Below are 21,770 nucleotides of genomic sequence, written 5' to 3'. Positions count from 1 at the left end.
TGATATAACTTGAAGAAATTAATTTTTTTTTGTAGCTACTTTATTTTACTTTATTTTAAAGTTAGTCTAACAACATGCATTAGTTAAATAAATACAGCCTAAAACTATGCCTGGATAAAGACTTTCTATACATAGTTCAAGAACCTAAAAAATAGAAAATCCGCTACAAATAACTTTACAAGGAAGCAGATATGTCTCGAAAATTTCAACTACTCAAGGCAATTCAAAAAACCTTCAAACAAATTAGGAAGCAGTTTATATCAACAATTAACAAGCAAATAATTTGGCTATTACGGACTTTTTTTGGGACTCGAAGAAGACGCGGCTCGGAAAATGCCGGGTTTTTATTGCCCACAGTGGCAATGGTATTAATAGTAGTTGTATTATTGACTGCTGCCATTTTATTTAGGTCTTTTGAACGCTCCAAAAATGCTAGTAATGTCAGGGTGAATGAAGCTGTGCTAAATGCCGCAGCACCAGCCCTTGATAGAGCCAGAGCAAAATTAAACAAACTATTTGCTGACAGCCGACTGCCCCGAGCCGTACCTTCAGATACAGTTTTAGAGAGTACCTTAAGTAGTACTGCTAATTTGCCTGAATTTACTTTTGGAGACGAAACTCCACTTAAGCTACATTATGCTTATACAACTGCACCAACAGGAGAAAATCAGCCAACAGATTTGCTAACTGCATGGATGTTCCCCATTGATACAAATAACAATGGGAAGTTTGACTCCTATACTCTTTATGGAATTTACTTCCGAACTCCGCCTATAACTAGTGGCACATACAGCCGCCCTAGAAATCCTCTAGAGGCGAGAACTCCACCCATGACTGCTGGTAGTGTAAGCAACGGTTGTAAAAATAGTCTGGGAACAAGTGCTGCTTTGGTGGGGAGTACGGGCTGGGTTAGTATTGCTGGTCAACTCCAAAAAAGCTTTTTTGTCTATACTGCTAATGTTCCCATCACTAACCCACTAGCGACTGGTAATTACGAAACTTTTACAGGGAATAAAGGTTTTTCAAGTTTAGAGTATCAACAAGACCGTGTACAACTACCGCTAGTTAACAATGCGGTGGTTTATAACGATGATATAGAAATTACCCCTGGTCCCACATTTAACCTAAATGGACGGATCTTGACTAATAGTAACTTGCTGACTGGTGGCAATAATGTGACACTTTATCAGGTTAGTAGTGTAAATTCCTGTTTCTATAATGAGGACAATGCCAAAATTTTTGTAGGTGGCAATTTAGCAGCTGGTGGCTTCACTGGTAATGCAAGTAACGGTACTCTAGTGGATTTATTCCAAGGACAAGGAGTTACTCCTACTCAAAATGGTAATACTAGCGCTAACACATCAGTCACTGAAGGATCGAATAATATTGCCTACAATAGCCTAGCTTATGCACAGCGGATCAATCTTTTGGTGCTAGCACAGACGGCTAACGCTGCATCTACTGACCCACAGGAAGTTCAAGATGCCATTACACAGCAACTACAACTATTAAATCTAACTACATCTACTGCCAGTGCAGCGCAAATATCCACTGTCCGTAATAACCAGTTAGTACTTTACTTTCAACAACGTACCCGCCGTGTACCCTATGGTGAAGTTGGTTTTGGTGGAGATGCAATAATAAATCCTACGACTAGTATAGATTATACGACTACTAATGTCTTACAAGGAAGTGGTGCGTCACTTCGTCCACCAGACACTTGGGTTTATCCGTTTCTTGCTAGTGATGGTCAAACTAAAACTAATTATTCCAATTTAACACTTAACATTAGTAATTCTAAGCTGCTACCTGGTGCTACACAACCAACTACGGAACAAACACTAGGTAAAGAACAATACGTTGGTGATCGCATTTTGCTTGGCAATAACCTACCTGCATTGTGGTGGAATGGAACGACATTTGTTGGTTCGGATGCCACCACAGATACCCAAAATATTGCAAATGTTAACTGGGATAATGGAAGTGGAACTCGCACTCGCAGCAGCCATGTACAACAACTAGCTGATTTAGGAACTGTTGACCGAGATGGAGACTGGGAATCAACAGCTGCTAAAGTTCCAAGTACTCCCAGTGATCCTGTGGGTGGCTTGCGGGTAGTCACTGGTGCAGGAATTTATTTACCTCAAGGTTATACTGTTGCTAGTAGTATCCTAGCTGCTTTGAACACAGCTTCAAACACAGCAGTTGGTGGTACAAATAGAATTTGGTCAGATATGATGCCGATACCTAATAGTATTGCCATTAATGCTGATAAATCAATCCAAGATACCAAAAATAGCAACGTAGTATTACCAATAATTACTCCTTTGCCTCCTTTGCCTCTTACGCCGTATTTACGGATGCGGGCTACAGCAGTTTATCACTACCAAAAAAGTGGTTACAGTGCCAAAAGCCCTACACCCATTGCTTGTATAAGTAGCTTCTACGACCCTACAAATAGCACTACAGCTAAGAACCTTTCAACCCTTCCATATAAAGGTAATGCGGGTGGTAACTCTCATAATGGTATTGTCTACGCAGCTCCAACAAAGGGTGTTTCTGACTATTCAGCTTTACTAAATTACGAAGCTAGTTTAATGTATCCCAATGGGCGGTTGGTAAATCCAACACTGAACACTGCTATGGGGCTAGTTGCTGCCTCTGGGACACTCACAATCTCACAGCAGTCTGCTATTGATGCTTCTATTTGTGCCATCCAAATATTAGATGGTACTATCGGCTCTCCAAGTACTAGCGTCATCCCTCACGGCGCAATTCAAGAAAATGCTTTTTTAGATGCGAGGCAGATTAAAGCAATTCATAAAGATATATCAACAGCTGGTGTAGAAACATTCACTAATGCTGATGGTGTAAATGGAAATGGAACTGGGACATCAACGCTTTGTTACTTTCAATATACCTGTACTATTAATGCAGCTGGGACAGTAGCAAACGTACCAAATCCATCTGCTGGTTCCTCGGCTCCAGACTATGAACTCGCCAAAGAAACTCGCCAACCTCTGGAGATTCGCGCCACTGTATTAGATATTAGTAAGTTGCGGGCAATAACTTATGGTACAGCAACACCACAAGAATACTTAATTCCCAATAGCGGTATTATTTATGCTACTCGTGATGATGCACTGCCAGATTTGAGTTATGCTGCTGGAATTTTAGCAGCAGATACAGCGACACAAATACAAACAAAAAAAGATACTCAAAAATCACAAAGCCCAGTAGATTATAAACTTGACCCAACTCGCCGTCCCAACGCCATTATGTTAATCAATGGCAACCCACTCTGGCGTGTTCAGGCTTACAGAGATGCAGAAAAAGGCTTGGTTCTAGCTTCTAACTTGCCTGTATATATTCTAGGCAACTTTAATATACATACCCAAGAAGAGTTTATAACAGGTCTAGCTAATGATTTGAGCAATTTTTACTCTCGCTCAGACCTTAATCCAAACTTTGCTTGTCGTACTACTGATCCTAGACTACCAAATTGTAGCACTGGGGACGCATGGCGACCTGCCAGCGTATTATCAGATGCGATCACACTTCTTTCTACTACCTATCAGACGGGCTACCGCAGCGATGGAGACTATGACCTGAATAATAACTTGGGAGATAACACTTCTATTACTGCATTTCAGAAGAATGGGTTTGCTTTTGTCAATAGTAGTAATGCTGTAGTTACTACCAACAACAGTAATGTCGTCAATGCTGCCTGGTATGACACTTCTAATAATGACTATCCTCTTGCCACTATAGCCAACCAGAGTTCTTACCTCAATAACTTGGTTACACCCATCCAGCGAAGGGTAAATGATACAAATAATTTAAGAGGAGAATATTTAATGGAAGTATGTCAGAAACTACCTGTTTCAGCTTGCGATCCGGGTAAGGATTGGTGGGTAGCACTACCCGGTGATGTTGCTCTATATCCAGCTGGTCTAAGAGCCTCGGATGTTACTGGTACTCCTGGACAGACTTTTTCTCTGACTACCCATTTAGCAGGTACAACAGCACAATCACCGACTAATTCCAAATATCTAAGCTATCCTCGGCGTGTTGCCTTTCTCCGTAGTACAAATACTATTACATTGGGACAACTCACGCTTGATGGTAGTAATATACCAACCATTATAGGTATCCAGGGCGGGAAAATAACTTCATTTCCACTGGGTAGTTTTCATACTGATAGTACTAAAAGACCAGATACCAAAGCTAATGCTCTATGGTTCCGAACAGCCAATCCTAGTACTAATCCTTTTACTCCTACTCCTAATGACAATACTTACCCGCCACAGTTTACTCTAGGCTTAGGTACAAGCGATCAACCAGCTTTATCGCCAGTGTTACAAATTAGGGTTGCTTTCAGCACTAGTGATGAAAATTCATTAACACAAATAGGCCCTGGCAGTCAACAGGATTCTTACTGGCTGCAACAAGCAGCAAGTGCTGGTACCACCTTTAACTTAGTCGCAGCAGGGGGAGACACCCCAGCTCGTCCTAGAGAAGACAATGGTGGTTTACACAACTTTGTCCGCCTCTTGGAAAATTGGAACCCAACTGGTGCCTCAAGCAATGCTTATATAGCTAAAATTAACGGCTCTTTTATCCAAAGAACTCGTAGTGCCTATGCTACTGCACCACTTGTAGCATACTTAAATGGCTCATCTCTGACAGCATATCCGATCAATAATGCTAGTGGTCAAGTACCTTATTACCAGCCTCCCAAGCGGCAGTGGGGTTATGATGTCGGCTTGCTCTCACAATCACCAGACGCATTTTCGCAAAAGTTAGCGATAACGCCAAATAACAAACCCAATGAGTACTTCCGGGAAGTTGGTCGAGATGATACATGGGTGCAAAAGTTGTTATGTGCCAAAAAAGCCTCAGACAGTAGTTATGCCATCGATGCCGATCAACGTCCTACCTCTGGCTGTAGTTAATCTTTAATTCTTAGAAACTGGTGAGTAACTATGATTAAGCACAAACAACAGCAAGTAAGTCACCCATCTGGTGAAGCTGGTTTCACGATCATTGAGTCACTGGTAGCAATAATCGTGGTTGCTATTTTACTGGCAGCGATCGCACCTACAATCGTGATTGCAACAGCAACTCGCGTCCAATCAAAACGCGTGGAACTAGCCACACAAGCTGCCAGAACTTTCATTGATGGTGTGAAAACCGGAGCAGTGACAACCCCTGCTACCACTATTACATTGCTTCAATCAACCGATGCAACCAGGAGTTTAGCTGACAATTTACTTACCACCACAAATATGCCAGTTCCTACAGCATCAACATCAACATCGTTATATTGCGTGACAAAAGACGCAAACAACAACCTAACTATTACTGCCCCAACTACCCCAATCTGTCCAAGTACCCTATTTTACATTCAGGCTGTAAAAATTATAGGAGCAGGAAGTACCCCAATTAATACTGCAACAGGTCTACCAATCGATGGTTACGGTTTAGGAATTCGAGTTTATCGGTCAGATATTAACTTTACTAAACCTGTCAACGCTAGCGACAGTAGTAGCAATAAAAAACAAAACCCTTTCACTGGGAGTTTAGGCAATACCCAATCCCCACTAGTGGAAATGACCACTGTAATTGCTTCTAAAAATACTTCCTTCAATGCTCTGTGTCAGCGTCTTGCAATTTATATTCCTCCTACCACTCCTACCACTCCTCTTCCTAGTAACAACACTTGTAATTAATCCTGTGCAGTCAGCTTTTAAGCTGACTTTTCAATGTTTACTATAGCGTTTCCTAATGACATAAAGTACATCATAGCCCCTCTTCGCTTGCGGGGAGGGGGTTGGGGGTGGGGTTCTTGTACCTCACTGAAGTGAGAACCGCTATAGCGAATTGTATTCGCCTGGGCGATTAGAAGTCGGGGCTACACAGACAAAACCTGCCTCCGCAGGGTTAACAAATCTTTGAATTTGTATTAGTCCACGGAGGTGGACTTTGGTTATGTAGTAGTGATATTATATTCGCCCAATACTTTTAAAACATCCTCTAAGGGGCAGACCGTAGTTATGAAGAATGTACTCAGATTTTTTCTCAGCATTCAGCTGAAACACTCTAAGTTTGTTCAGCAAGTTAATGGCTTTACCCTGATAGAACTTTTAGTAGCCTTATTGCTGGCATTCCTCGTGCTTACACCACTACTAGGATTCATGGTTAATATTCTCACCACAGATCAAAAGGAGCAAGCCAAAGCAAATTCTGAACAAGAAATCCAGACAGCACTTGATTACATTACCAATGATTTACAACAAGCTATCTACATATATGATAAAACTGCACTCACTACTAATTCAAATAGTGTAGCAGCAAGCTCAGGAATTCAAGACCAAATACCGCCTGTTAAACCAGCTGGTGTTTGTACTAGTTCTTCTACTTGTCAACCAATTCTGGTGTTTTGGAAACGCAAGTTTCTCTCAGGTGCGATTACACTTTCCAGCAGCACTACAGGCAGCACTCCAGCAAACAAAATAGATGACACTTTTGTTTACTCACTAGTTGCCTACTATTTAATCAAAGATAGTAGTACTACTTGGTCAAAAGCGGCTCGTATTGCCAGATTTGAAATTAGTGATGGAGTTCTGGCTGCTAGTGGTACTACTACTGGTACTGCTGGAAATTGTACTGGTTATTCAAATGACATATATATCGACACCAGCCACTGCCCCGATGCAGGTTTTCAGCGTTTTAACCTGAATCTAGCAGGAGCAACAGGTCTAACTAACAAAATGAATTCATGGAAAGCTACAGCCTCGACAACTTACACTCAACAACCTGTAGTATTAGTCGATTTTATCGATCAAACCTCTATTGCAACAAATCCTACTTGCCCCACTGGAATACTTAGCCCAGTTAGTCTCATGGGCTTTTATGCTTGCATTGATGTTCCCAACACAACAGCACAGGTGTTTTTACGAGGTAATGCACTAGCTCGGTTGCAAAATAGCAATTTTGATTACTCTCAAAATAACCAAACCTACTTTCCGACAGCAAACCGCCGCGTACAGGGACGTGGATATTTATTTACTAAATAAACTTGATATACACAGCACAACTAATAGTGGGGCATTATGGGCAACCTAACTTTAAAGTTATTACACACCAAGATGTGTAATAAAGATACCAAGGAGCGATTTCATCCTCAACAGGATTCTGGCTTTACCTTAATAGAAATGCTTGTAGTGGTACTAATAATCGGAATTTTATCAGCGATCGCAGTTCCTAGCTGGTTTTCCTTTGTGAACCGACAACGCTTGAATAAAGCTCAAGATGCTGTTTTAGCCTCCATACAGCAAGCACAGCAAGCAGCTAAAAAGACCAAACTTAGCTACAGTGTCAGTTTTACAACTAATAGCACCAATGTAATAAAAGTTGCTGTTTATCCCAGCAGTTCCTCTGGTATTGCCTTAACTGACAATAGCTGGCAAAGCTTGGGCGGAGATTTGCAAATTCCAGCCGGCTCAGTGGTGTTGAGTACTAACATTGATACTCCAAACAAAATTGGCACTATATCCGACACTAAGTCTACACCATACGCTTCTACTCAACCACACACTATTACCTTTGACTATCTCGGTACTCTACCAAATGCCTACTTTGGTACAATCGCGGCAGGTTCAACAGATGCACCAGGTTTAAAAATTGTGCTGGCTTCTGGATCATCCTCTAATAGCTTAAAACGATGCCTCATTGTGGACACTCTCTTGGGCGCAACTTTTAGGAAAAAAGATGGTGACTGCAATTAAATACACTTGTATCAATAAAATACAAAAGATCCCTAAAAATACGGTATATAAAATAGAGGTAGAGATAGCAAAATTGATAGGGAGGTAGCATTATATCTGGTTTTATATATTTGACTGATTATTAACTACAAGGAAAAATTGTAACATTTTGTCGTATCTTCATCACTTGAGCATACTATAAAGAGCATCACACTTAGAAATATAACTTTAGAGCAATGAACAATTGCCTTGACTTTACTGTAGCTATCCCAACTTATAACGGTGAAAGTCGTTTGCCTGAACTACTAGAACGATTACAAAACCAACTTCACACCGAAAATTTTTCTTGGGAAATTATAGTTGTAGACAATAACAGCACTGATAACACAGCTAAAGTTGTTCAAACCTATCAAAAAAATTGGCAGTCTCCTTACCCTCTAAAGTATTGCTTTGAAGCACAACAGGGAGCAGCTTATGCCCGAAAAAGGGCAGTAGCAGAAGCAGAAGGTAGATTCATAGGTTTTCTAGATGATGACAACTACCCAGTCTCAAATTGGGTATCAGCAGCTTATACTTTTGGTGAAAAATACCCAAAGGCGGGAGCTTATGGCAGCCAAATTCATCCTGATTGGGAAGTAGAACCACCAGAAAACTTCCAGCGAATTGCCCCATTCTTAGCAATTACAGAGCGAGGTAATTTGCCACTATTATATGAAGCAGCTAAAAAATTACTACCACCGTCTGCTGGACTTGTTATCCGTAAACAAGCTTGGTTAGAAAGTGTACCAGATAAATGTATTTTAACTGGTAGAGTTAAAGGTAATATGCTTACCAGTGAAGACTTAGAAATGTTGTCTTACATCCAAAAATCAGGATGGGAAATTTGGTATAACCCAGAAATGGAAATTTCTCACAAAATTCCCAAATTTCGTTTACAAAAAGATTATTTAATTCCATTTTTTCGAGGAATTGGACTTAGCCGTTATGTAACTAGAATGGTTAACATAAAACAGATATATAGGCCAGTAGCTCTTTTATCTTATATGATAAATGACCTGCGTAAAATTATTTTACACCTACTCAAATATCGAACTAAGTTAAAACAAGATTTGGTAGTTGCTTGCGAAATGGAACTTTTTTTAAGTAGTTTCATTAGCCCTTTCTATCTTTGGAAAAACGGGTATTTAAAAAAATAATTTATCAAAATATTTAAGTATTATGGCTGAATTAGCAGTTGAAAATTTAGATGTTAGCGTAGCTATTCCTGCATACAATGGAGCAACTCGCTTACCTAAAATCTTAGATAAACTCTTAAACCAGATAGGAGTAGAACAACTTCACTGGGAAATTATTATTGTAGATAACAATAGTTCTGATAACACATCTGAAATCATTCAGAACTATCAAAAAATATATGATGGAAATTGTCGTTTAAGATATTTTTTAGAATCTGAGCAGGGAGCCGCTTTTGCACGATTACGGGCAGTACGTGAGGCAAGAGGTGAGCTAATAGCGTTTTTAGATGATGATAACTTACCTGCTGCTGATTGGTTAGCCCAAGCATATATCTTTGGATTAGAGCATCCTCAAGCGGGTGCTTGGAGTGGTCAAATTCATGGAGATTTTGAAGTAAAGCCACCAGAAAATTTTGAAAGAATTCAAGCTTTTTTAGCTATCAGAGAACATGGATCAAATCCACATTTATTTGATGCAGAAAATTTAAGACTTCCTCCTGGAGCGGCGCTTGTTGTCAGGAAACAAGTATGGTGTGAAAATGTACCACAACGACCAACTTTAAGCGGTAAATTGCCTGGTATTTTGGTGCAGGGTGATGACTATGAACCATTGCTTTATATACATTACGCAGGCTGGCAAATTTGGTATAACCCTACTATGCATACTTATCATCAAATACCGCATTGGCGATTAGAAAGAGATTACCTACTAACGCTGGCGCGTGGTTGTGGCTTGTGTATTTTCCAGCTACGCTTAATAAATACTAAAAATTGGCAAAAACCAATAGTTTTTTTGAAAACTATTTTAGGTAATTTACGTCGAGTATTACAGCACTTAATTCAGTATAGAGGGCAATTTAAAACTAATCTAATTGCTCTTTTTGAGATAGAGTTTTACCTGGCTAGTATGATGAGTCCTATTTACTACTTAAAATCTAATTTGGGCAGAGGGTTAAAAAATTAAATTAGCCTGTTAATAATGATTGAATCAAGCTCTAAATCACCAAAAATATCTGTAATTATACCTGCTTATAATAGCGAAAAAACTATTGGCTATACAATTCAATCTGTTCTAAATCAAACTTTTAGGAATCTAGAATTAATTATAATTAATGACGGTTCCCAAGACTCAACTTTAAAACTTATTACACAAATCCCAGACTCCCGAATCCAAGTATTTTCTTTTCCTAATGCTGGCGGAAACGTTAGCCGCAACCGAGGTCTACAGCGTGCAGTTGGAGAATTTGTTAGTTTCTTAGATGCGGATGATCTGTGGACACGTGATAAACTTCAATCTCAATTGAAGGCTTTGCAAGAAAACATTACAGCAAAAGTAGCTTATAGTTGGACTGATTATATTGATAAAAATGGCGAATTTATACTTTCAGGTAAGCGCGTCAATATTAAAGGAAATATTTATGAAAATTTGTTACTAAATAATTTTCTAGAGAATGGTTCCAATCCCTTGATTTGTAGAAAAGCTTTAATTACATTGGGTGGCTTTGACGAGTCTCTAAATGCGGCTCAGGATTGGGATATGTGGCTACGATTAGCCTCTAAGTTTGATTTTATCTGTGTACCATCTGTACAGATATTGTACCGTATGAGTGGTAATTCCGTTTCTTCCAATCTTATCAAGCAGGAAAAATACTGCTTACAAGTGCTTAAAAAAGCCTATAAAGACAAACCTTCTACACTTAAGAATAGTTGGAATATAAGCCTAGCAAATTTATACAAATACCTGACATGTAAAGCCTTACAAAAACCGTTGAATCGACAAAAAGGTTTAGCATCTGCTATATTTTTGTGGAATTATTTTCTTAACGATCCTTCAAGACTTAAAAATATAAATTTCACCTCCAAACTATTATTGAAAATTCTCATAATTATTATAGTCCCTATCTTGCTATACAGTCTTACTAAGCAAGGCGAAGTAAAAAACCAAAAAAACAAAATATTGCTCAACAGTTAAATAGCTGAAAAAAATCAGAATAAAAAATGGATATACGGGTGTATTTACCGTCTATAGTTAATACAAGAAATGTTTTTAATAAAGACTCCAGTAGTGGTTTTACTCTACCAGAAATTTTAGTGGTTGTCTTATTAATTGGTATATTAGCCACGTTAGGAATACCCAACTGGCTAGCTTTTGTGGAGACTCGCCGCCTCAACACTGCACAAAACCAAGTTTACCTTGCTATGCGCCAAGCCCAAGGTCAAGCCACCAAGAAAAAATTGACTTGGCAAGCTAGCTTTCGCATCCAAAACGATATCATTCAATGGTCAGTTCATCAAGCAGAAGCAGAACAATTCATTCCTGATGTTGTTAAAAACAATGACAGCTTATGGCATAACCTTGAGCCAAATACGCGCATTGATCAAGAGGAAAACAATAAAGGAAAAAAGGAAACAACTTTACGTAAACATCCTTCACAGCAAATATGGCGAGTTTTATTTAATTACCAGGGTTGTCCTATCTCTGAAATTGGAAATCAGTGTACAATCGCTGGATTAGGACAGATAACCTTCTACAGCTTGAATGCTGGGAAAGCTAGACGTTGTGTGTATATTTCTACACTTTTGGGGGCTATGCGAACGGGCAAAGAAAATGCTACAGCCAACGAAAGTGACAAGTATTGCTATTAAGATATTTTTAGTTGATTCAAACAAGGTATTTTGTGCTGAACTTACCAGCAAGCCCAAAACAGCACCTGATTATTTTTAGTCGCTATCCAGAACCAGGTAAGACAAAAACCCGATTGATACCTGCTTTAGGAAATATTGGTGCTGCCAATCTTCAACGGGAGATGACTGAACATACAATATTTCAGGTTCAAGAATTGCAAAAAGCCATTGCCATATCTGTGGAAGTGCGATTTGCGGGTGGCGATTTGCAACTGATGCAAGACTGGCTGGGGTTAGATTTGGTTTACCAGTCTCAAGGTGAAGGGGATTTAGGTTCGCGGATGGCGCGATCGCTTTTCGATGCTTTTCAATCTGGTGCAGAAAAAGTAATTATCATCGGTACAGATTGTCCTGGAGTGAATGCCCAGATTTTAGCGACAGCCTTTGAAAAATTACACACTTTTGACCTTGTACTTGGGCCTGCGATCGACGGTGGATATTACCTAATTGGTTTGCGCCAACCCATCCGGGAGTTATTCATTAACATTGAGTGGGGAACTGCTCAAGTATTCCAGAAAACCGTGGATATTGCCCAGAAACTTCATGTATCATACATAAACTTGTCGTCTTTAGCTGATATTGACCGACCAGAGGATCTGCCGATTTGGGAACAAGCCCTTGCGGGGGAGATGAGGGAAATAGGGTAAAAAATAAAAGTTGCTGCCCAGATCCCCGACTTCTTCAAGAAGTCGGGGATCTAAATAATGAGTATCTTAAAATACCAAGAATTTCCTGAAGACACTGTACATAACAAATGTTACTGTGGCCTAGTTGAAAACCAAGAGGCAGATAGCTTTTACCAGTATTGAATCTGCTTTGTCTTTTTACACAACAGTCACGGTGATTGGCACAATATTCAAGTAACTTGAAATATGAAAATCATTCGTATTCACCGCCAGTTTGAAAAACTATGGTTAACCGTTTTACTTCCGTGAGTACTGCCCTTACAGTTAAGGTAGTTGGAATAATCTGCATTTTGTCCTTTTTTGTGGACTTTTTGATTCTATTGTTACCCTTTCAACCAACCGATCGGGTATGGCAAATTAACTTGGCAACAGCGTTAGTCGATCGGGGGATTGTTCCTCTAGTAGGACTAGGGCTGCTGTTTGCTGCCTATTGGATCGAAAATGCTGATGCAGGAAGCGATCGCCCCCAAGGGATCGATTTAAGATTTCCCGCCGTGATTCTCTCAAGTATTTTAGGGTTGATGTTCTTGCTGATTTTTCCCCTGCACCTCAATAACGTCAATCAGGCTAAGACTCAAACACTCAATCGAATCGCCCAAGAAGCAGATCAGGCCGAAGCTCAACTGAACAATCGGTTATCGCAATTGCAAGCACAACTGAATACTGAGCAAGGAAAAGCTCAACTAGATCAACTGCGAACCCAAACCAAAGCTCAGTTTAGTGAAATCCTCAAGGACGATCAAAAATATAAGCAAGCGCTTGATAGCTCTCAAATTCCTCCAAATATCAAAGAATTACTGAAAAAGGCTAAAACAGATCCTCAAGCACTTGACAAAGCTATCGAACAACAAACAGATATTCAGACGCTGCGAACTCAACAATTGAGCCAAGTTCGCCAGCGCAGAGAAGATACACAGCAACAAGCTAAAGATACTGCTTGGAAGTCTGGACTGCGGATTGGGATTAGCAGTTTGCTGTTATCCATTGGTTACATTATTATCGGCTGGACAGGCTTAAAAGGTAGGGGTGCTGTACAAGGTGGTAAACCTAGAGCTACCGCCCGCTAATCTACTATTGGCATGGCAGTAAGACGGATCGAAAAAATTATGAACGGTTATACTGCCATGCGCTTAATAGCTAATAACAATAAAAAATCGCTATAAAACTTGGGTAATGTTCTCAATTTACATACTGACATATAACGAAGAACTAGATATTGCTGCTTGTATCGAATCAGCGATGCTATCGGATGACATCATTGTTGTGGATTCATGCAGTAGCGATCGCACTGTGGCAATTGCCAGTAGCTATCCCATCCGCGTTGTCCAACACGCTTTTGAAAGCCACGGTCGCCAACGCACCTGGATGTTAGAATCTATCCCCCCTAAGCACGAATGGGTTTATATTCTCGAAGCTGATGAGCGCATGACACCAGAACTTTTCGCGGAATGCGAAAAAGCCAGTCAAAATCAAGATTACATCGGTTACTATGTGGCTGAACGTGTCATGTTCATGAATCGTTGGATTCGTTACAGCACACAGTATCCGCGTTACCAAATGCGTCTCTTCCGCCACGGTAAAGTCTGGTTTACAGACTACGGTCATACTGAGCGGGAAGTTTGTGAGGGTGCAACTAGCTTTTTAAAAGAAACATACCCCCACTACACTTGTAGCAAAGGTTTGAGCCGTTGGATTGATAAGCATAACCGTTATTCTACAGATGAAGCTCAAGAAACGTTGTATCAGCTAGAACAGGGAAAGGTCAACTGGCAAGATTTATTCTTTGGCAAATCGGAAGTCGAAAAACGCCGCGCTTTGAAAGATTTGTCTTTGCGTTTACCTGCTAGACCGTTGCTACGCTTTTTATATATGTATTTTATGTTAGGCGGATGTTTAGATGGACACGCTGGACTTGCCTGGTGTACATTGCAAGCATTCTACGAATACTTGATTTTGCTTAAAGTCTGGGAAATGAAGTATCTACCAAAACCAAATTTAGATGTAACAACAATTCTGGCACAAGAGAATCCACAACAGTTACAAGGCGCGGATTCGGAAACTACACAGGCTGATATGGCATAAATAGAGACTGCAAGTTAGAAGGATTACCAGTAAAATCGACGAGTAGCGATCGCAAAATCAGAATTTTTAGACTTAGGGTAGCACAGCTAGCTGTGCTACCCTATCGCTTTTGACATTTAAACAAAACCACCATAATAAATTAATATTTTTAACAGACAATTTTCATAAAAGCCGCTCCCGATCAAAAGTCAGTGACTGACCATATAAAATAATTCCTCAGTTCACCTGGTGGTACTTTCACAATCATGAGCAGCTTTTGATTGAGCGCGATAGATTAGTAATACCTAATGACTTGCAATAATCATTTACAAGTCTGAGAATAACCCGCCGCCATCGGATTAGTTCATATCTATGTGTATGCTTGTAGGAAAATAGCTGATTTACAGCAACAAGTACGTGTTTTTGCTGTAGCAGGGAAGCTGCTAGCCTTTTAGATAGTTACTTGCGGCAGAAGTTGCTTCAAGTAAAGCCTTTGCTATTTGACGAATTTGCTGGTATGGATACCAATAACAAAAGTTCCTCTAGCTTAAAACAGGAGAATCGGGGCTTGGTAATCGATCGCCTAAAACAGGACTTAAAAAACGACCTGATTGCTGGTTTGTTGGTAGTAATTCCCCTAGCAACCACTATCTGGCTGACTATTACCATTGCTAATTGGGTAATCAACTTCCTCACTCAAATTCCCAAACAACTGAATCCCTTTGATGGGTTAAACCCAATTCTAGTAAATTTACTGAATTTACTAGTAGGATTAGCTGTGCCACTTCTGTGTATTTTATTGATGGGCTTGATGGCTCGTAATATTGCTGGGCGGTGGTTATTAGATTTTGGTGAGCGGTTTTTACAGGCAATTCCTTTAGCAGGACAGGTATACAAAACTCTCAAACAGCTTTTAGAAACAATACTAAAAGATTCTAATGGCAAGTTTCGCCGGGTAATTTTGGTAGAGTATCCCCGCCGAGGAATTTGGGCGATCGCTTTTGTCACTGGTGCAATCAGCAGTGATATCCAAGCCCAGATGTCTCGCCCCGTGCTAAGTGTTTTTATCCCCACCACCCCGAATCCAACTACCGGATGGTACGCAGTTGTTCCTGAAGACGAGGTGGTAAATCTCTCTATGTCCATTGAAGACGCTTTTAAAATAGTTGTATCCGGTGGTATTGTCGCCCCTAATACACATTTGGTTTTCCCACAAGAATCCACAATAGAAGTGAAACACGACGAAATCAACCAGCAGGTTATTCACGTTGAAGAAACTTAAAATCAATCTGGCAAAGTCACAAGCAAATGCGTAATGTTATTGTTTGACTGTGCGAAAATTGATACAATTATAAGTTTGCCCAGCGTAGTTCATCAGTTCTCGCACAATCACCCCAGACTTTTATGCAACCTCGTAAACCGCAGCAAATTGCTCGTGAATTGGCACTTTTAAGCCTTAGCCAATTGCCAGTCAACCCCAAAAAATTAGATACATTACCAGACGATCAACTAGTATCCAAGTTGGTGTTAGGAGCAGTACGCACCCTGACTTCAGAAGTGCAAGATACCCTCGATAATGCCGCAGGGGAACTGCAACGCAGTAACGATCGCATCTTAAGTAGCCAAACTCGCGCATCAGACCTCGATTCTGCCAGAGCAATGCTTCAAGAAGCGATCGCTTGCACCCAAACAGCAATCAATCAGTTGGGTACAGCAGTTGATTTCCCCGAATTGATTCAGCTAGCTAATCAGGATAAGGGAGTCCGTAATTACGCTAAAGAGCTTGTGATCACCGTCAACGAAAATCGACACATTATAGATGAACTCCTTTCTACTGCCTTAGTCGATTGGCAAGTAAATCGCCTCGCCCAAATTGACCGCGATATCCTGCAAATCGCTGTGGCAGAAATGAAGTTCTTAGGAGTTCCAGACAGCATTGCCATTAACGAAGCTGTGGAGCTAGCCAAACGCTACAGTGGAGACGACGGTCATCGGTTTATTAACGGTGTTTTGCGCCGAGTCACTGAGCAGAAAAAAACAGCATAGTAACGTAATTTGTAATTCGTAATTCCTATACTGCTATGGAGATAAATCTATAGCCGCTTCTGCGGCTTCCTCCAAGCGGAACTTCCTCTAATGGGATACCTTGCTCGAACGGAGTAGAACTTGGTGTTGTACCGATTCTCCTCAAACTGGTGTTGAAAGGTGAGGATAACCAGGGAGTTTTCACCCCAAGAAAAAGTGCAAAGTTAAATTAAACTCATAACTTATAACTTATAACTCATATAACTAATACTGCTGCAATGGTTTTTAATTGGTTCCGCCGTCAATATAACGATTCCTCTGAGACTCCCTCTGATAAAAAACAGGAAGAAATTCCTGCACAAAAACCCCAACCAGAGCCAGCCGAAATCTCAACGGCTGAAACTGCACCAGACACAACAGCAGACTTGTTGGCGTTTGCGAAAGCTGCTTATAAAAATATTCAGCAAAAACAACAGGTTGAGGTAGTCGAAACCCCACCTGATTCAGAAAATGCCTTATCAGAACCTGAAACTGTAGAAACGGCAATTGCGGAAATCACTGAATCAGTAGCAACTGAAGAACCTGTTAGTCCAACCCTAGAAACAGTACAGCCAGAAATTATCCAAACTGCTACTGAGGAAGAAATTACAGAAGAGTCTTCAGTAATTGCAATTGTTGAAGCAGATGTCGAAAGCCCAGAAATAACAAAAAGTGAAGTTGAACAAACACCTACGCTAGAGGTAACGCAGCCAACAGCACCAGCTAACTTATCCTTTTTAGAACGGGCGGCGGCAGAACGGCAAGCAAAATTGGATCAATTAATAGCCACCGCCATTGAAGTCCCAGAACCAGAAGTAGTACAGTCAATAGCGGCGACAACAGAGATCAAAGAGGAAATTCCCGGACTAGTATTTGATGATGGCTTTGTTTGGTCAGCGAAAGTTTTAGCCGCTCAAGGTAGAAATCCAGAAGACGTTTCTATTGAAGAGATTACCTGGCTGAAAAAGCTCCGGCAAGGATTAGACAAAACTCGCCGGAGTATTCTCAACCAACTGAAGGCAATCGTTGGTCAAGGGCCACTTAACCAAGCTGCTGTAACAGAAATTGAGGCATTGCTCCTGCAAGCTGATGTCGGTGTAGAGGCGACAGATTTTATTATAAATGCCCTACAAATAAAACTTCGAGAAGAAGTTACAGCACCGGAAGAAGCGATCGCTTATCTGAAAAAAATTCTCCGGGATATGCTGGATGCACCAAGCATTGCATCGAATAAAACTAGCTTTACCCTAGAAAAAGAAACCTTGAATATTTGGTTAATCACTGGGGTGAATGGTGCCGGTAAAACCACCACTATCGGTAAAATTGCCCACCTGGGGCAAAAATCTGGTTATAAATGCTTGATTGGGGCAGCAGACACCTTCCGCGCCGCCGCCGTCGAACAGGTGAAGGTTTGGGGTAGTAGAAGTGGTGTAGAAGTAATTGCCAATCCTGGGAAAAATACAGATCCGGCAGCAGTTGTGTTTGATGCGATCGCAGCTGCCCAATCGCGGCAAACAGAATTACTTCTGGTAGATACAGCTGGGCGACTGCAAAACAAGAAAAATTTAATGGACGAACTCGGTAAAATCCGGCGCATTATCGACAAAAAAGCCCCAAATGCCAAAGTAGAATCGCTATTGGTTCTAGATGCCACTTTAGGGCAAAATGGGCTACGGCAAGCCGAAGTTTTCTCCCAAGCTGCCCAATTAAGTGGCGTTGTCTTAACTAAACTAGATGGCACTGCTAAAGGCGGTGTTGCCCTGGCCGTTGTGCAACAGCTAGGTTTACCAATTCGTTTTATTGGTGCTGGTGAAGGAATTGAAGACCTACGCCCCTTTTCGAGCTATGAGTTTGTCGAAGCTCTTTTGAGTGGCTAATTGAACAATTGGGAGTTAAGATTTTTTCTTGACAAACTGATAAATTTAGTGATATGCGTTCTGGTATTATCACTTGAGCTAACTAGAAATAGTCCAAGTTCTAAAATCATAAGTTTGTCATAATACATGGGTGACTTTTGCTAAAATTTCAAGCTAATGCCCTTTTCTCACGCCCTAAATGGCTTTTGTGTATAGCAGCACGGACATTTGGTTGTTACACACAAACACCTATAAACTTGCATTTTGTAGCAATTTAAAGGGTAGGCTAGATGTTCACCCCCATAAATACAACTATTACAACTATTGTGGGATGGACAGCAGTCTGAGCAGTGAGTAATTTTGGAGTCATACCTATTCGCTCTGAAGATGCACTTAATTATTAAACGAACCGCCAAGTACGCCAAGTACGCTAAGAGAGAAGGAGTAATAATTAAGTGCAAGCTCACGGACAATCCGGATCACTTGCGTTAGCTCCAGTACTGCGGGATGTTTTGTTTGACCTCCGCAGTTAGTTTATTATTGGCTATGGCAAATTGAAACGGCTGCATTAGCGAGTTGTGAAAACTGCACGTAACTTACTTAAAAGTGGGAGTACGAGCATCATTTGTTTGCCTAGCACCTGCCAAAAGGACGGCTTCCGACCATCAGAACTTCGGAAAATCGTCTACTGTCGACTCAAAAAGCGAATTCGTGTAAGTAGGCCGCTTAACACCCCCTGGTGTATTTTCAGATCCAACTTGCGAAAATATCTACAAATATTTTTGTAGGTAATCCAGAGGTTTGAATTCTGATGATTAAATAACCACACCGTTTTTGATTTTTGGTTTCAAGTTCTTGGAAGATTTTTTTTCTAGATTCAGTGTCATCATTGGCAATGATCGCAGCAACTATGGTATACAAATTAAGTATTTAAAGACTTATTTACATATTTTCAGCTTTGGGAATAAATCTAAGTCTGTTTTTTACCAAACCAAGCTCGATTTAAGTGCTTATAAAGATTTTCACTCAAAAAACTTCTATTTTCCTAGTTGCCTATGCCCAAAGAGTCACCTAAAAGCGTTATAAATTATTCTTTTAATAAAGTATTTTTATGACTTGAGAGATATGCTTTGGGAATTAAGTTATGAAAAAAGGAAAAGCTTTCTGGAACTATCACCGAAATTAGTAATTTTTACGGGTTAGATTTTAACTAAAAATACATGATTTGAAATGACTAATATTGCATCAAAAATACAATAAGCAAATAAAATACTGATAAAAGTTGCCTGTTACGTCTTTATACTCTTGCTAAACTGACAAGTCTTGTCTAAATATGGTTTAGCAATACCAAAGCCAAAAAGCTAATAAGTAATCTAAAATCTGCCAATATAAAGTGCAATAGTACCTGTGCCTGTGTCTCAACTGCCCTCTCAACCCACTGAAAACAATAGTAGTGCCACGACGGATGTCACACCAGTCGTAGCACTCAAAGAACTTGTGGCAAGGTTGCACCGGGAACAGAACAAAATTCAAGATTTGCTCAGTTCTTTAGGATTTGCCCTGAGAAGTTTCAATAATTTGAATCAGTTTTTGGAACTGATCCCGCTAATGGCAACAAGAGTGACAGATGCAGACGGCAGCGCCTTGTTTCTTTACAAACCTAATGGTCAAGTCAGGTTAGAACAGTTACATTGGCAAGATAGTGGACAGCGCAAGAATATCCGCAAAGCGCTAGAAATAGCCAGCAGTCAAATCACACTCTTGCCAAATACTGCCCCTCTAGCCAATGCGACGGGGATGTTGGATGACCAAATGCATCGTTATTTGGGGCCAGATGTACAAATATTTGGTACGGCGATTCTGGTGAAGCATACAGAGAGGGGATGGCTCTATGTATTGAGCCGCGATCCAGAATATAGTTGGACAGAAACTAGGCAAAAGTTAGTTAGATTAGTTGCAGATCAAACAGCAGTAGCGATCGAAAACGATGAACTAGCTGTAGAACTAAGAAAAAAAGAACGCTTAGATCAAGAACTAGAAATTGGCGCAGAAATTCAACGGCGACTTCTACCACGTCAATGCCCCACAATCCCTGGTGCAGTTTTAGCAGCACGTTGTAAACCTGCTAATCGCGTCGGCGGAGACTACTACGATTTTATTGCTACCAATCAGAATAAGATTCGCTCAAAGACTAAAGGCGATACAGAAACTAGTCGCTGGGGTTTGGTGATTGGAGATGTTATGGGCAAAGGTGTCCCTGCTGGGCTGATTATGACGATGATGCGGGGAATGCTACGGGGAGAAGTGTTACATGGTAATTCCCCAGCAAGAATTCTGCAAAACTTGAATAGAGTTATGTATGCGGATTTAGAAAATTCCCACCGCTTTGTAACCCTATTTTACTCAGAATATAATCCCCATAGCCGAATTTTGTCTTATAGCAATGCGGCACACAATCCTCCCTTATGGTGGCACGCAGCCACGAAAACGGTTAGCCGTTTAGATACTCTAGGAATGCTAATCGGCTTGGATGCTAACAGCCAATATGAAGATGCTCAGGTACAGTTAGAGCCTGGTGATACACTTATTTACTATACAGATGGTTTGACCGATGCGGCGGCGGCTGGTGGCGATCGCTTCGATGAAGATAATTTTGTCGCTGGCTTCAATACGGCTTGCAAGTACTGCAATGGGCCAGAGGAAATTGTCGATTACCTATTTGACCAAGTTCAGCAGTTCATCGGTGCTGATAAGCAAAACACTGATGATATGACACTAGTTGTTCTGCAAATCTTATAGTTCGTACCTAGAACCCTAACCTAAGAGTGGTTCGGTAACTTGGTATTCAGGCACTAAATTTAATTTTTAATTTATTTTTTCTTAAAATTTCCGTCGCGATCGCCCAAATAGTTAGACATCAACCTTTTTTCAGGACTTGTTTGTATTTAGCTTTTCGGATCATATATAAAAAATGATCCTTAGAATACATTTCCGTTCAAATAAAAACTATATATTTTGCACATCTAGCACAGTAGGAAACGTCAAGGGGGAGAACAGGTAAAAGGTAAAATGTACAAGGAAAAAAGTAAAAAGTAAATTTACTTCTTCATTTTTGCTTTCTTTCTATCCTTGTCACGCAAGCATTTAGCCTGTTCCTTCTTGGCGTTTTAATTCTTCTTTTCTCCGCCGTAGTAAGTTCACAACAGCTACGACGGAGTTTTGTTTTATTTGTTTTTCAGATTGAGATTTCGTTCTTTTGAACTCCCTTGGTATTTAAGTTAATAAACTTGATTTAATGATTTTAGAACTTAGGCAAACAATAGCCAAAACCCTTATTATCATGTAGTTTTACCTAATTGTTAGATTTGTCAACATATTTTTAAAAAGATTTTAGTTGAAAATTCCAAATTAAAT

15 protein-coding genes are annotated in these 21,770 nt (G+C 40.3%); all 15 read left to right on the top strand.

Features of this window, described 5'->3' with window-relative positions:
• The first annotated feature begins 191 nt into the window (after window positions 1–191).
• Window positions 192–4,955 carry a hormogonium polysaccharide biosynthesis protein HpsA gene (hpsA, locus tag V7K38_RS11945; protein ID WP_334858004.1) on the top strand — a complete coding sequence of 1,588 codons (4,764 nt, stop codon included), beginning with the start codon at window positions 192–194 and terminating at the stop codon, window positions 4,953–4,955.
• Between the two features lie 30 nt (window positions 4,956–4,985).
• Entirely contained in the window at window positions 4,986–5,732 is a 747-nt protein-coding gene (gene hpsB / locus V7K38_RS11940) for a hormogonium polysaccharide secretion pseudopilin HpsB (protein ID WP_334858003.1), read from the top strand.
• Between the two features lie 324 nt (window positions 5,733–6,056).
• Window positions 6,057–7,079, top strand: a complete 1,023-nt coding sequence (gene hpsC / locus V7K38_RS11935; protein WP_334858001.1) for a hormogonium polysaccharide secretion pseudopilin HpsC — start codon at window positions 6,057–6,059, stop codon at window positions 7,077–7,079.
• 36 nt (window positions 7,080–7,115) lie between these two features.
• On the top strand, window positions 7,116–7,790 hold the full coding sequence (locus V7K38_RS11930; protein WP_334858000.1) for a pilus assembly FimT family protein: 675 nt from the start codon (window positions 7,116–7,118) through the stop codon (window positions 7,788–7,790).
• A gap of 215 nt (window positions 7,791–8,005) precedes the next feature.
• Window positions 8,006–8,965 (top strand): hormogonium polysaccharide biosynthesis glycosyltransferase HpsE, encoded by a 960-nt coding sequence (gene hpsE, locus V7K38_RS11925; protein ID WP_334857998.1) that lies wholly within the window; start codon window positions 8,006–8,008, stop codon window positions 8,963–8,965.
• Window positions 8,966–8,987: 22 nt separating this feature from the next.
• Window positions 8,988–9,968 carry a hormogonium polysaccharide biosynthesis glycosyltransferase HpsE gene (hpsE, locus tag V7K38_RS11920; RefSeq protein WP_334857996.1) on the top strand — a complete coding sequence of 327 codons (981 nt, stop codon included), beginning with the start codon at window positions 8,988–8,990 and terminating at the stop codon, window positions 9,966–9,968.
• Window positions 9,969–9,983: 15 nt separating this feature from the next.
• On the top strand, window positions 9,984–10,976 hold the full coding sequence (locus V7K38_RS11915; RefSeq protein WP_334857994.1) for a glycosyltransferase: 993 nt from the start codon (window positions 9,984–9,986) through the stop codon (window positions 10,974–10,976).
• 26 nt (window positions 10,977–11,002) lie between these two features.
• Window positions 11,003–11,650, top strand: coding sequence for a pilus assembly FimT family protein (locus V7K38_RS11910; protein ID WP_334857992.1), 648 nt, complete (start codon window positions 11,003–11,005; stop codon window positions 11,648–11,650).
• Between the two features lie 32 nt (window positions 11,651–11,682).
• A complete protein-coding gene (locus V7K38_RS11905; RefSeq protein WP_334857989.1) occupies window positions 11,683–12,336 on the top strand; it encodes a TIGR04282 family arsenosugar biosynthesis glycosyltransferase in 654 nt (217 codons plus the stop codon).
• Window positions 12,337–12,599: 263 nt separating this feature from the next.
• Complete coding sequence (gene hpsJ-B, locus V7K38_RS11900; RefSeq protein WP_334857987.1) at window positions 12,600–13,442, top strand: hormogonium polysaccharide biosynthesis protein HpsJ; 843 nt, start codon at window positions 12,600–12,602, stop codon at window positions 13,440–13,442.
• Between the two features lie 106 nt (window positions 13,443–13,548).
• Entirely contained in the window at window positions 13,549–14,457 is a 909-nt protein-coding gene (locus tag V7K38_RS11895) for a glycosyltransferase family 2 protein (protein ID WP_334857985.1), read from the top strand.
• A gap of 496 nt (window positions 14,458–14,953) precedes the next feature.
• Window positions 14,954–15,718 (top strand): DUF502 domain-containing protein, encoded by a 765-nt coding sequence (locus V7K38_RS11890; protein ID WP_334857983.1) that lies wholly within the window; start codon window positions 14,954–14,956, stop codon window positions 15,716–15,718.
• Between the two features lie 122 nt (window positions 15,719–15,840).
• The gene (gene nusB / locus V7K38_RS11885) at window positions 15,841–16,482 is read left to right on the top strand and encodes a transcription antitermination factor NusB (protein WP_334857981.1); all 642 of its coding nucleotides are present in this window, start codon (window positions 15,841–15,843) and stop codon (window positions 16,480–16,482) included.
• Window positions 16,483–16,739: 257 nt separating this feature from the next.
• Entirely contained in the window at window positions 16,740–18,377 is a 1,638-nt protein-coding gene (ftsY, locus tag V7K38_RS11880) for a signal recognition particle-docking protein FtsY (protein ID WP_334857979.1), read from the top strand.
• Window positions 18,378–19,763: 1,386 nt separating this feature from the next.
• The gene (locus V7K38_RS11875) at window positions 19,764–21,155 is read left to right on the top strand and encodes a PP2C family protein-serine/threonine phosphatase (RefSeq protein WP_334857977.1); all 1,392 of its coding nucleotides are present in this window, start codon (window positions 19,764–19,766) and stop codon (window positions 21,153–21,155) included.
• The last annotated feature ends 615 nt before the right edge of the window (window positions 21,156–21,770 follow it).

This window comes from Nostoc sp., from assembly GCF_036917465.1.
Lineage (GTDB): Bacteria > Cyanobacteriota > Cyanobacteriia > Cyanobacteriales > Nostocaceae > Nostoc.
The sequence above is the reverse complement of the archived record's forward strand: the minus strand, read 5'-3'. Positions and strand labels throughout refer to the sequence as shown.

What these genes read in the sequence shown, in the direction of transcription:
- hpsA (WP_334858004.1), top strand. Translation starts at nt 192, where the DNA reads ATGTCTCGAAAATTTCAACTACTCAAGGCAATTCAAAAAACCTTCAAA.
- hpsB (WP_334858003.1), top strand. Translation starts at nt 4,986, where the DNA reads ATGATTAAGCACAAACAACAGCAAGTAAGTCACCCATCTGGTGAAGCT.
- hpsC (WP_334858001.1), top strand. Translation starts at nt 6,057, where the DNA reads ATGAAGAATGTACTCAGATTTTTTCTCAGCATTCAGCTGAAACACTCT.
- V7K38_RS11930 (WP_334858000.1), top strand. Translation starts at nt 7,116, where the DNA reads ATGGGCAACCTAACTTTAAAGTTATTACACACCAAGATGTGTAATAAA.
- hpsE (WP_334857998.1), top strand. Translation starts at nt 8,006, where the DNA reads ATGAACAATTGCCTTGACTTTACTGTAGCTATCCCAACTTATAACGGT.
- hpsE (WP_334857996.1), top strand. Translation starts at nt 8,988, where the DNA reads ATGGCTGAATTAGCAGTTGAAAATTTAGATGTTAGCGTAGCTATTCCT.
- V7K38_RS11915 (WP_334857994.1), top strand. Translation starts at nt 9,984, where the DNA reads ATGATTGAATCAAGCTCTAAATCACCAAAAATATCTGTAATTATACCT.
- V7K38_RS11910 (WP_334857992.1), top strand. Translation starts at nt 11,003, where the DNA reads ATGGATATACGGGTGTATTTACCGTCTATAGTTAATACAAGAAATGTT.
- hpsJ-B (WP_334857987.1), top strand. Translation starts at nt 12,600, where the DNA reads ATGGTTAACCGTTTTACTTCCGTGAGTACTGCCCTTACAGTTAAGGTA.
- V7K38_RS11895 (WP_334857985.1), top strand. Translation starts at nt 13,549, where the DNA reads ATGTTCTCAATTTACATACTGACATATAACGAAGAACTAGATATTGCT.
- V7K38_RS11890 (WP_334857983.1), top strand. Translation starts at nt 14,954, where the DNA reads ATGGATACCAATAACAAAAGTTCCTCTAGCTTAAAACAGGAGAATCGG.
- nusB (WP_334857981.1), top strand. Translation starts at nt 15,841, where the DNA reads ATGCAACCTCGTAAACCGCAGCAAATTGCTCGTGAATTGGCACTTTTA.
- ftsY (WP_334857979.1), top strand. Translation starts at nt 16,740, where the DNA reads ATGGTTTTTAATTGGTTCCGCCGTCAATATAACGATTCCTCTGAGACT.